Annotated in this window: 4 protein-coding genes; all 4 read left to right on the top strand. The window is 39.2% G+C overall.

From position 1 onward, the window contains the following. The first annotated feature begins 442 nt into the window (after positions 1-442). The 4 genes from ltrA to BQ7480_RS01380 all read left to right on the top strand — a co-directional run bounded on the left by ltrA (position 443) and on the right by BQ7480_RS01380 (position 12,481). Positions 443-1,933 (top strand): group II intron reverse transcriptase/maturase, encoded by a 1,491-nt coding sequence (gene ltrA / locus BQ7480_RS01395; RefSeq protein ID WP_072541417.1) that lies wholly within the window; start codon positions 443-445, stop codon positions 1,931-1,933. Between the two features lie 263 nt (positions 1,934-2,196). Continuing rightward, positions 2,197-5,310 carry a hypothetical protein gene (locus tag BQ7480_RS01390; protein WP_235816616.1) on the top strand — a complete coding sequence of 1,038 codons (3,114 nt, stop codon included), beginning with the start codon at positions 2,197-2,199 and terminating at the stop codon, positions 5,308-5,310. Next, complete coding sequence (locus tag BQ7480_RS01385; protein ID WP_072541415.1) at positions 5,307-11,450, top strand: DEAD/DEAH box helicase; 6,144 nt, start codon at positions 5,307-5,309, stop codon at positions 11,448-11,450. The genes BQ7480_RS01390 and BQ7480_RS01385 overlap by 4 nt, the downstream gene beginning before the upstream one ends. Before the next feature lie 2 nt (positions 11,451-11,452). After that, entirely contained in the window at positions 11,453-12,481 is a 1,029-nt protein-coding gene (locus BQ7480_RS01380) for a helix-turn-helix transcriptional regulator (RefSeq protein WP_072541414.1), read from the top strand. Positions 12,482-12,539 lie beyond the last annotated feature (58 nt).

The raw sequence follows: 12,539 nt of genomic DNA, 5'->3' as shown, positions 1-12,539 counted from the left end.
GACAATATGGTTCTATGCAGAAATATCCAATGTATAGGCTGTTAGGCTGACCGATATGAGTAACAGATGTGAACCGCTGCACCATCGTAATAAAGAAATAGCTTACGGATATTAACAAGCTATAGCCAAAAGGCATGCAGTCAGGATAGTTCTCTGGTTTTTAGGACTACACGGATACAGCACTGCCGGTGGAAGGGCGGACTCTAAGTCGGTCGTCAGTTACTTGTACGGAACTTGGTAAGCCCGTATTTCTCCTGCCTATAGCTATACAGCAGGTAAGCCAATCGCAAGAGAAGCCTAATGAGGTGCGGGTAAAGGATTGCGGAGAAAGCGAACGCTTCCGTGTAATGCGGAGGATAGAGGTTTTAACGTCACCTCATGCGAAAGCAGGCAGACTTCCGCAGGGTAATTCTTTGTGAAACGATTGTAGAACTTTAACGAAATGAAGAAACAGCAAAGGAGCGAGGCGAAAGCCGAGTGTGCATCTTCAGCCAAGTATAACACTGCATGGAAAGACATTGACTTTCATAAGTGTGAGTGCAAGGTCAGAAAGCTGCAAGTCCGAATAGCAAAGGCTCATACAGAAAAGAGGTACAACAAGGTGAAAGCCTTGCAGCACCTACTTGTCACTTCGTTCGAGGCCAAGGCACTGGCGATAAGGAAAGTGACCTCCAATAAAGGCAAACGCACGGCAGGGGTTGACCACATAAAGTGGGACACCGATGCTAAGAGAATAGAAGCTATACGTTCTTTGACACGGAAAGGATATAAAGCCCTCCCATTGAAAAGGGTCAACATACCCAAGGCAAACGGCAAGACAAGACCGTTAGGGATACCGACCATGAAAGACAGAGCCATGCAGGCACTGTACCTTATGGCATTGGAACCCATAACGGAGAGTGAAGCGGATGCAAACTCTTACGGATTCAGAAAGTTCAGAAGCACGGCAGATGCGATAGATGCACTCCACAGATGGCTAAGCAGGGATTGCTCTCCCGAATGGATATTGGAGGGAGACATAAAAGGCTGCTTCGACCATATCAGCCACGATTGGCTTCTCGATAACGTACGAATCGACAGGCAGATATTAAGGAAATGGCTTAAAAGTGGAGTTGTGTTCAACAAACTGCTTCAACCGACACTTGAAGGGACACCGCAGGGTGGTATCATATCACCGACACTTGCGAATGCAACTCTGGACGGCATGGAAAGAATGCTCAAAGAGAAGTACAAGGCAAATTATGTCAATGGAAAACTGTACTGTCCCAAAGTCAATCTTGTAAGATATGCGGACGACTTCATTGTCACAGCCGATAAAAGGGAAACATTACTTGAAATAAAGGAAATGTTGACAGCCTTTTTAAAGGAAAGAGGGCTTACACTATCCGAGGAGAAGACACTGATAACACACATCAGTGAAGGATTTGACTTTTTAGGGTTCAATGTACGGAAGTACAACGGAACATTGTTAATAAAGCCGTCAAAGAAAAGTCAGAAACGCTTCACTGACAAGCTGCATGAGGTTGTGCTGACCAAAGGTAAGTCACTATCCCAGCAGGAGTTGATAGAGAAACTCAATCCTATAATAAGGGGATGGGGCAACTACTACAGCCATGTGGTATCAAAGGAGGTGTTCTGCCGATGCGACCATATCTTAATAAACCAGCTTAAAAGATGGTCATATAACAGACATACCAACAAGTCAAGGAAATGGATAAGAAAGAAGTATTTTATACATGAAGGTGGCAGAAATTGGATTTTCGGATTTGTATATGAATGTGGAGGAATAAAGGAGAAGTTCACATTACAACAACTGACTGAGATTCCAATCAAGCGACACATAAAGATAAAATGCGAAGCCAATCCGTTTGACCCAGTATGGGACGAATACTTCGAAAGGCGGAAACTCAAAAGTGCCCGTCGACGTGCGTAAAGAAAACTTTATCGGAAACAAGTCATCGAAAGATGATTACGAGCCGATTTAATTTTATGAGAATTAAATTTAGAATTATCGGAGCTGTATGCGGTGAAAGTCGCACGTACAGTTCTTAATGGGGAAAGCGGCAGCAATGCCGCCGACCTACATAACATAAACCAATTGATTTTTAGAACATGGTTAATATATGCAATAGTGAACAGCATGTTGTTTTGATGAGGATTTTGGATACTCGTAACAGACCGTCCATAACCCCAGATATGCCCCTTTGGAAACTTAAATTAACCGAGGAAGAATATACAAACTTAAAGGAGACTCTTGTCCAAAATGCGTATCGATTAGAAGATTTTGGAATAGAGGCGGCCTTGTGTTACGCTGAATGGTGGAGAAGAGACTATAATGGAGGAATTCCTTCCAGAGAAGATGTTGCAGTCGGATTAGGACTGCCTCATTATTGTTGGGAGCAACTATATAAAGCTGCACGTCATGGGCTTAAAAGTCATGGATTTGCATTTATTCACTCTCTCAAGGGGAATGAATATTTTAGAACTTTACTAAATCAAGGAGGTCTTCCTGTAAATTACATAAAGAACGGAACTAATCTTAGCGGGTTTTCACGTTTTCTCATTGGATTGGTTGAAGAATTGTCTTCAATAAATATTGATTGGGATGATAATAATATAGATTTAATCAAGAATTTTAATTGTATAGCTTATCTTGGGAAAGCGTTCAAAAATGACAATATTTACGATGTTTCATTACAGATTGCTCATGCAATCATATCCGAAGAAGACCGCTGGCTACCATATGATGATACGGATTCCTCTTTGTCGGAACTGACTAAATCCTTAAAAAGAGAATACCGGCGAGTTAAGAGTGAACATAGAACCAAACCACTTTCTCTAAGTTGGAAACTTCGTTTGACCTCAAGTAAAACTGCAAATCTTTTTGTCAATTTAAATATAGTAAAAGAGATTTCATCAAAATCTATTGAAGGTCTAAACTATCAATCGTGCTACACCTTCGATGTGTTTGTCTCTGGTATACTTGTTGGAAAGTATGTAAGAAAATCCCTAGTTAAAGATGACAAAGGAGAGGTTATCGGTGCGATATATTCTCGTATAACTGTTGGCGTAGCAAATGATATAAAGTGGAGTGGAGAACCTGTAGTTGAAGTTAAGATCAGGTGTGACAACGATGACAGATTGTTTCCAACTTTATGTGGTAGTTATCCTCCGAATTTTGAATGCCCTCAGGTTTTCCAAATGCTTGATGATAATGTATATTCTTTGAAATCGACAGCGAATGCTGAAAATAATATAGCTGTTTTCTCCACTAATTGGAAGTGTGATGGTAGTCACAATCTATTACTAAATGGAGAACTTTATTCGGCGATTAAGTTTACTGATAAAGTAGATTTACACAATTGCATGTCGAATGAGGATATAACCATAACCAATGAGTTCACGCCTTATAGCGCTGAATTCAGAGGTACATATATACAATGGGTAGAGCAATCTAATTTTAAGTTATTGACTCGCATTCCAGTAATAAGCGTTTTTGACCAAACTGGCACTAGAGTCGGGAATATCAAGCCTAAATATCGTGTTCATAATAGTAAGGCTGAGTGGCGGAATTTGTCCAATTCATGCCTTTTGCCATTTGGACTTGTTGATATCAAGGTTGAATTTCCTGACAATAAATACGTGATGGAAACATTTTATTTCATAGACGATATGACATTTGTCTCTCGCAACGAAACAATGTTTTCCACAGAGCTACACCTATATTCTCGCCATGTTATCTCTGCAAAAGTTGATGAATGCGAAAACTTATCTGTTGAAATGACGGATAAAAATACCTGGAGGATTTCCAGAGATGCCTGTGCTTCTAAATATTCTCCTACGTGTAATTTGAAAATAATTGCCGAGAATAATCCTCCTTTGAAAGTATCTGTTGTAGCACCGTTTGAGGGTATAGTAATATCTGATTTGGAAGGGAAAATTGTGCCATCGGGAAAAATCATATCTTATGATAACCTGAGATATTTTAATATAATCAGTCATGGACAGTCTGGTATGATAGATGTAACTTACAAATCTGATAAAATAAAGGATGACAATACAATCAAGCATCTTAAGAGTCCAGTAATTGAAGGTATAGTTCCATTATCCGATTATCGTGATTTGTTTGCAAGAATGTTTCAATTATATGGTGCAAATACTTTTGACCGTAGTAGTTCCATAGAACTAAAAATATTTGACAAACGCATCTATATAAGAAAATTTGTTCTTGATAGTGAGTTGAGTTCAGATAAAATTCGAATCACAGATTATACCAGCGAAGACACTTCCGATTTCATATATGACGGTGATGTATATGCATTGCCGGTTTCAGAAAATATAAAACCAGCTGAATTAGTGCAGATAAAGCTTGAGCCGTATAATCGACAAATGAACTTGTTTACAATTCCTGATGAGCTTTTGAATTCGGAAGCAATTCTTTTCTCTGGTCCCGAAAGTTCTCGCAGGCTTGTTCCTAAGTATTACAATTTTGAACAAGAAGATTACAGTTCGGAAGTACGTGGAGAGATGTCTGCTGCTAACACAATACTTTGGAGTGAAAGGCTTTGCAAGGATGATGTTTTTGCCGGCGAGTATTGGGCAAAGACAGTAAAAGCATTCCGTATTATTTCAGAATTTAATCTTCCATTTACCACATATAATGCTTTCAAAGCTATTGGTTGTGAGCCTAAATTATTGGTTAACTTAATATTAGCTTGTTGGATTAATGGCGCTTCCGACGTTCTCATTCAAGAAATTGACCGTTTTGAAGATGAATTAAACATTGCAGTACATTGGATTCCGCACACTGTGTGGGGAAAATGTATTGAGAGTTTCATACGTTCGCTTCCTCCAACACTCATTAATATAATGAATACAAAATTAGGTGAGATTACAGAACTGATAAATGCACTTTTCAACGCTACACTATCTGCAGAAGTTGCGTCTGAACTTACCCAATATGTTGCGGGAGGGAATATCGGAAATGCCAGGATTTTCTCAAGAGCGGACATAAATCAATTTAAATCAAAAATACATGGGTGTACAGATAACAATATAGACCTACCTCTAACCCGATTTGTACTTCAAAATAAATATTATGTAGATCAAGAGATGCACAAGTCCTATCGTGTAATGATTGAGTCCGCAATGTGTGCTGCGGAAAACTTCGCACAAGTAAAAAATCGCACAAATCTTTTTTTATTGGAAAGTCGAGACTATGCTCGTATCACTAATTTTTACCGAAAATACTTTAAAGAAACCTACAGTGAGATATTCATTGGGACAGTAAAACAAATTGTAAACAAATGAATATGAATTATTTTTCATTCTACAATAAGGCCAAGGAATTATTAATAGATTCTCTTGCCTCTCTTTGGTTCAAGGGTCAAGCCCAAGAACAAGAATATATCAAGAGGATTTTGACTAAGGATGAGCCTCTTTTTGCAGAACCTGTATTCCAATCAATATTCCCTTGGGAGGAGAGTGCCGACAGTTTTGAGGAACATTCTTCTAAACTCAGATTGTTAACTTCTTCATTTGTTAATGCACTGAGTAGCGAAGAAGTTGACAAGGATTTGAGATTTCCATTAGACAGGCATCCTTATAAGCATCAAACAGAAAGCTGGAGAACTATGCTTTCTTCTCGACCACAAACCATTGTCGTGACTACCGGAACAGGATCAGGTAAAACAGAGTGTTTTATGATACCAGTGTTGCAAGATTTGGCTAAAACCAATGAAAAAAATTGTGTTCAGGCCATATTTCTTTATCCTTTGAATGCACTGATGAAAAGCCAACAGAAACGTATTCATGCTTGGTGCAAAGCTCTTCCCGAAAAGGTTACCTATGCGATATATAATGGAGAAACCGACAAAGAAAATCGGTCTGACAGATATACTGCATCTCATTATCCACAGCTCGTAACAAGGCCTCAAATAAGGAAAACTCCGCCTCAGATTCTCTTTACTAATCCAACTATGCTCAACTATATGTTGGTACGAGCAGAAGACCGTGAAATCTTGGAAAAATCCAAAGGGAAGCTCAAATGGATTCTTTTAGATGAAGCACATACTTATACTGGCTCTTCAGCCGCTGAATTATCATTGCAAATCCGTCGTGTACTAGATGCTTTTGGCGTAACTATTGATCAAGTGAATTTTGCTGTAACATCAGCGACTATCGGGGATGAAAGTGACCCCAAAACGACGATAAAGCTAAAAACTTTTGTGTCTCAACTCACTGGAAAACCATTTGAAGATATAAAAATAATTAGTGGCAAGCGCATTATTCCAGAACTAAACAAGGGAATTGCAGAAGATCAATTGTCCAAAATAAACAAAAAGTTTAGTATCGAATTGAGTTATTCTGATATTGAGAAGTTGAGAAAAAAGCTTAACTCTTCGCCGGTATTGAAAGCAAAGGAAATCGGTCGTATGCTTGATAAAGGAATTGGGAAAAATGTGGATACCTCATTGGAAATAATAGATGCTCTCGGGGAAAAAATGAAAGGTATAAACAAAGGAGGCGGCCTTGGAGCTTTATTGCCAACACGTGCTCATTTATTTGTTAGATCGATAAGTGGAGTGTATGTTTGCACCAATCCCGATTGTCAGCGTCATAAGGGATATAGATTGTCGATAGGAAGTCTGACAACATATCAAAATATGAATTGTCCAGTTTGTAAATCAAAGATGCTGGAACTTGCTACATGTTCGTCTTGCGGCTCTCCCATTATAGTGGGTGAAACAAGCACAACTAAGGGATTTAGGATGCACACCAATGTAATTGATCTTGACAAGAGTCTTTTCTATGAGCAAAAGGAAGATCTCATTGATTTGGAAGATATGGGAAATATAGAAGATGTTGAGCAAAATGAGGCGGATGGCTTTTCTCGCTTCTTTTTCGCCATTCCGAAGAAAGCATGTCTAAGGAAAAATGCGAATAGAACATATCACATCTTCAATCATCGGAATGGTAAAATAGAACTTGTCCCTGAAGACAATAGAAGCAACAAGTGTTTTACTTCTTTAAAAAGTGAAGAAAGTATTCCTATAATATATCAATCTCTTCGACACTCAGGAGATAATCACGTTCTTTGTCCTCATTGTGGCAATAATCTCAGCGAGTTTAAAAACCTTGATTATCTCAGAATAAGTGCTACTCAAATTGGACGTACTTTAGCAACATTGCTTCTTGATAATGCTGAACCCATTGACAGTAATGACGCAGACGTTGTATATGAAGGCCGAAAGTATATAACATTTACCGATAGTCGTCAAGGGTCTGCACGTTCTGCGATGGGACTTAATCAGGATGTAGAACGTTCATGGATTCGAGCTTCCATTTTTCATAAACTTGCCGACATGCGTTTGAATGATGTGAAACCTGGTGGTCTGACTCCTGATGAGGAAGCAGAATACAATGCATATCTGAGTATTCGGGAACATCTTCCGACCTTACTTTTTGAAAAATTTAAACGACTTGAAGAAAAAAAGAATGGCACACCAGTAATCCCCAATCCAGAGGAGGTGTCATGGGGGCAAATAAGCCAGTCTCTTGAAAATGACTCAAATTTCAAGAAGTTGTATGAACATGTTGATAAAGCACGTGGCAGAAAAAATTTCAAGAATGCAACGGACTATCTGAAAGCACTTCTTGTCGACCAATTCGGATGGATTCCTAAACGGGCGAACTCATTGGAAACGATGGGATTCGTACGTCTTGTCTATCCAGCACTTAAAAATGCGAAATGCCCAGCACTCCTTCAGAAAAGATGTACAGACACCGACTGGCAGAATTTTCTCAAGATTTGTATGGATTATGTCATTCGTGGAGGTCGTCATTATATGCTTTCTGGAGCTTATAAAGATTACCTTACACAAAATAAGTACTGTTCTCCTATATATCCTTCAAATTCAGAACTGAGGAAGAATGGGAGCCCTGTATCGAAATGGTTTAAAGTCAATGTAAGTTCAAAAGGTATTAATGAGAATCAGAATAGACTCGTTCTTCTTCTATGTGCAGTTCTAGGTTATGATGATATTTCTCAAATCAATCAGATAAAGATTGCTGACATCAACTCAATGCTTGATGCCGCATGGGATTTTCTGAGACAAAATGTTCTTGAAGCAACAGATGTAGAAAATCAAGGATATATGCTCGATCTCATGGGGGATAAAGTTAAGCTGCAACTTATCGAAAAAGGTTATCTCTGTCCTGTTGACAATGTTATTATAGATGCACCGTTCTGTGGCTATAGCCCAAGAATGAACGGTTACATCGGTCGTGAAAATTTCGATAGATTCAAAATCAAGACGGAGTTTGTAAATCCGCTTTTCCCATTCAAGTCTGCGGATCAGACAGAAAAGAATGTCATGGAATGGATTGAGAAGAACTTCTTTGAACAAAAGGCTGCTGGTGTGTTCGGGGTTATGAACTCCAGAGTATTTGCTTCAAAACCGATTTTTATATCGGCTGAACATTCTGCTCAGCAATCGTCAGAAGATCTTGACCGATACGAAAGAGAGTTTAATGAGGGGAAAATCAATATTCTTTCTTGCTCAACAACAATGGAGATGGGGGTTGATATTGGTGGTATTACAGAAGTCGTCATGAATAATGTGCCGCCAAAATCATCAAACTACCTTCAGCGTACGGGACGTGCAGGGCGAAGAAATGAAACTAAAGCTTTGGCTTTAACTGTTTGTGCTCCCAATCCTATTGGAACTCATACATGGAACAATCCAGATTATCCGATTACACATGTAACAGAAACTCCGTTGTTAAAATTGGAAAGCCGTCAGTTGATTCAACGTCATGTTAATGCGATGGTATTCGCATCCTTTGTAGCAGATCAAGGGGGAATCAGGGTTACGGCAACTCTTAGGGATTTTTTTGTCACGGCAGAAGGGATGTCTTTCTTTGATAAGTTTCTAAATTATATTGATAGTGTAATCAGCGGAAAGGTTGAACGTCTTCAAGAACCATATTCAAAATTAATCAAGGGAACAAGTCTTGCTCAGATAACATTGGCGGATGCCGCACAAGTAGTCAAGAAAGACATTGTTGCTGTTTACAATGTCTTTGATGCTCATAAAGGAGCTCTTGCAAAGGCGATTGAATCTCTGAAGAATGAATCAGGAACGACCAATGCTATCAAAGCTATAGAGAAACAAGAGGAAAATCTTTTAAAGACCTCGATGTTGTCATATCTTGCTGAAAATTCTTTTCTGCCAAGTGCAGGTTTACCCTTAGGACTAGTTGAGTGTCTGCTAGGCGGTAAGGAAAAGGTTGACGGTAACTCACCGACATTGCATATAAGTCAGGCCATCTCCTCTTATGCTCCCGGTAATCCAGTAGTGAAAAACGAATGGGTCTATGAGCCCAATGGTATTCGTCTGAAGACAAAATACGATGACAGCACTTCAAGGTATATCATACAAAATTGCACTCATTGTGGTTATACAACTATTATCTATGGAAGTGCTAAGACGGATTGTCCCAAGTGCGGTCGGCATGGAACTATGCATGGCATAAAGGACATCTCACTATCGACAGATCAGCGTTTTACAGAGGTCGTTGAACCTGCTGCATTCTCCGTAGCATGGGATTCGACCCCGACACGAAAAATGGACTCTCTCGGCAGTATGAATTTCATTCAGCCTATTTTGCTTGAAATGGATGCCTGGCTTCTGAAGACAAATTCTGCAAAAATGTCTATCCGCTGTTCAACGCCAAGGTCTGAGATTCTCTTTTATAATAAAGGAACGAGTGGGTATGGATATGCTTTCTGTCCTTATTGCGGTAGAATGAAATCAGAAAAATCACCAGACTCCACAGAGCGGATGCTGTCGCACCATAAACATCTTCTAGCTTCGACCTCTTGTCCCGGTGGCGAAAATGACGGTGCTGCAGTAAGACGTCATGTGTTGTTGGTCGGAAGATACCAGACTGACTTTGTTGAGATCAAGTTTTATGACAAGGACAACAATCTGGTAGAAGACACAGAGACACTCTATTCTCTCGGCGTGATTCTTAGCCGTAAACTCACGGAGCTGCTCGGAGTCAACGATGGAGAGATTGAATTCGGCTATGATGGCATAAATCATTCTATTTTCATATATGATACTGCTCTCGGTGGTGCAGGTTATTCATTGCTCTTCCGAGAATATAAAGAGGAAGTCCTAAAAATGGCTTTGGAGACTCTTGAAAGATGCGACTGTGAACGGTCTTGCACGAAGTGCCTTATAGATCGCAGATCGCAATGGTATACGAACTATCTTAACCGGCCTAAGGCTCTAGAATGGTTAAGACAGGAAGTCAAGGCCCGTGTTGCCCCAAAGGAAATTATTTATTTAATGCCTGATTCTCATGCTGTGACATCAGACATCACGACCGAGTTTTATCAGCTCACACGGAACAAGGACATCTCTGGTATCAGAATATTTGTCGACGACAACATTTCTCAATGGGATGCGGAAACATTCCCATTTAAAAAAATTCTCACAGAACTATCTCTAGAAGGAGTTGACGTTGCCTTTATACTGCCAAGCGTACCAGATGTAAAATCGCTCTCGTCAGCTGACAGTGCAACTTTAATTGCGGAGGTATTTAAAACCAACTTTAAATGTCTTGAAAACACACTGCCGACAGGATTATTTCCGTTGATGGTCGTGATTATGAATGACGGAATCGTCAAAACATACTTTGGGAAAAATATTGATACATCCTATTCTAAGAATTGGGGAAGTGGAGATGTATTCATAACCACACAGCCAAATTCATTGTCTTATGCCGACATAAATAGAATGCAACTGTTGAGCGCCTTTTCATCGGACGATTCTTCCTTTATGTTCGAATATAGAATAAGAGAACACAGCTCGTTGGGTCGTTTTTTTGATTCTCTGAAAGCTCCGGAAACTGGTAATTGGAATAGAATAATATCTAACCTACGAGGCAAGGCTGTTTCTATTGAATATTCTGATAGATACCTAAAAACGCCCTTAGGCTGTATGCTTTTGGCAAAAATGATTTCCAGTCTGAAGAATGAAGCAGACTTAGTCTTGGTATCAATTAAGGTTATCGTCACAAATATCGTCTCAATTAATGACTCAGATGTGGCAGTAAATGCTATAAAAGATTTTGCCAACGGTAAGAAGAGAAATCATTTCCTGAAGGATGCTATATTTGAACTGACCGGAATAGAACCGGAAATTCAAGATACAGGTTATGTTGAGCATGAACGGTGTCTGACGGTTAAAGCGGATAATGCAGAGGTCTGTATACGTCCAGATGCAGGTATAGCAAAAGGATGGGCACCATTTGGAAGAGATAACGCTGAATGCACCGACCGCGATTTCAGAGAAGATTGGAATATAGATCTCGAACTGTTCAATAAACAGCAGATAGGAAACGGAATACTTTACACCATCTCATATAAGCAACTCTAACAATGTCAGAAAATAGAAACGCTCAGTATCGTTATCAAGTGCTGGACAGATGCTTCAGTGACTGGAATAAGAAATATACTATCGAAGATCTCCTTGAAATAGTCAACAATCATCTTTATGAATTGGAAGGTTCGGACTCTACCATCAAGTTGCGTCAGTTACGAGGTGACCTAAATGCCATAAGAAAGATGCTACCCGATAACATCTATCTTGATGCCAAACCATTTGGAGGAAAGAAATGCTACTACAGATATTCTAAGCCAAACTATTCAATCTACCAGAATGGTCTATCGGTTAAAGAGGTTAATTCTTTACGCTCGATAATTGAAATGCTTAGTAAATATCGTGGAGTTACTGGTAATGCTTGGCTTGAAGATGTTATCTCCAATCTAGAACTTCGTTTTGGAGTAAAATCGGATAGAGAAAATCTTATTTCATTTCAGTGTAACTCATGTTTAAAAGGGCTTGAATACCTTTCAACTCTCATAGACGCAACAATCAATCACCAGCCCCTCGAAGTAAGCTACACAACACACGCAGGCATTAGTTCAACAAATGTGCTTCATCCATATTATATGAAACAATATAATAACAGATGGTTCATATTCGGACGTATTAATGGGAGAGATTATATTGTCAACCGAGCCCTTGACCGAATTGAAGGGATAAGTAGAAGTGATGTACCATTCTGTAAAAATGACCTTGTGGATTTTAACTCTTACTTTGATGATATTGTAGGGGTATCGGTGCCTTATGAAGTACAGGAAGCCGAAACAATTATTTTGCAATTTAGTTCAGAACGATTTAAATACATTGTTTCAAAGCCACTGCACACCTCACAGAAAATTATTGATGAATACAAGTGCATAGTTACTATCAAAGTAATACCAACACGAGAACTTGACCAATTAATTCTAGCTTTTGGACCTGATGTTGAAGTCCTAGCTCCAGATAAATACAGAATGAGCATTAAGACTAAAATTGAGAAATGTCTCAACAAATATCGCTCTGTGCATTGCGATTGCATATAAAATTATACTTTTATAATAAACAGATATAACAGAGCAGATATTAACCAACATTATATGG

This window comes from Bacteroides mediterraneensis, from assembly GCF_900128455.1.
GTDB classification, from domain to species: Bacteria; Bacteroidota; Bacteroidia; order Bacteroidales; family Bacteroidaceae; genus Phocaeicola; species Phocaeicola mediterraneensis.
This window is presented reverse-complemented; position numbering and strand designations above follow the sequence as displayed.

What these genes read in the sequence shown, in the direction of transcription:
- ltrA (WP_072541417.1), top strand. Translation starts at nt 443, where the DNA reads ATGAAGAAACAGCAAAGGAGCGAGGCGAAAGCCGAGTGTGCATCTTCA.
- BQ7480_RS01390 (WP_235816616.1), top strand. Translation starts at nt 2,197, where the DNA reads ATGCCCCTTTGGAAACTTAAATTAACCGAGGAAGAATATACAAACTTA.
- BQ7480_RS01385 (WP_072541415.1), top strand. Translation starts at nt 5,307, where the DNA reads ATGAATATGAATTATTTTTCATTCTACAATAAGGCCAAGGAATTATTA.
- BQ7480_RS01380 (WP_072541414.1), top strand. Translation starts at nt 11,453, where the DNA reads ATGTCAGAAAATAGAAACGCTCAGTATCGTTATCAAGTGCTGGACAGA.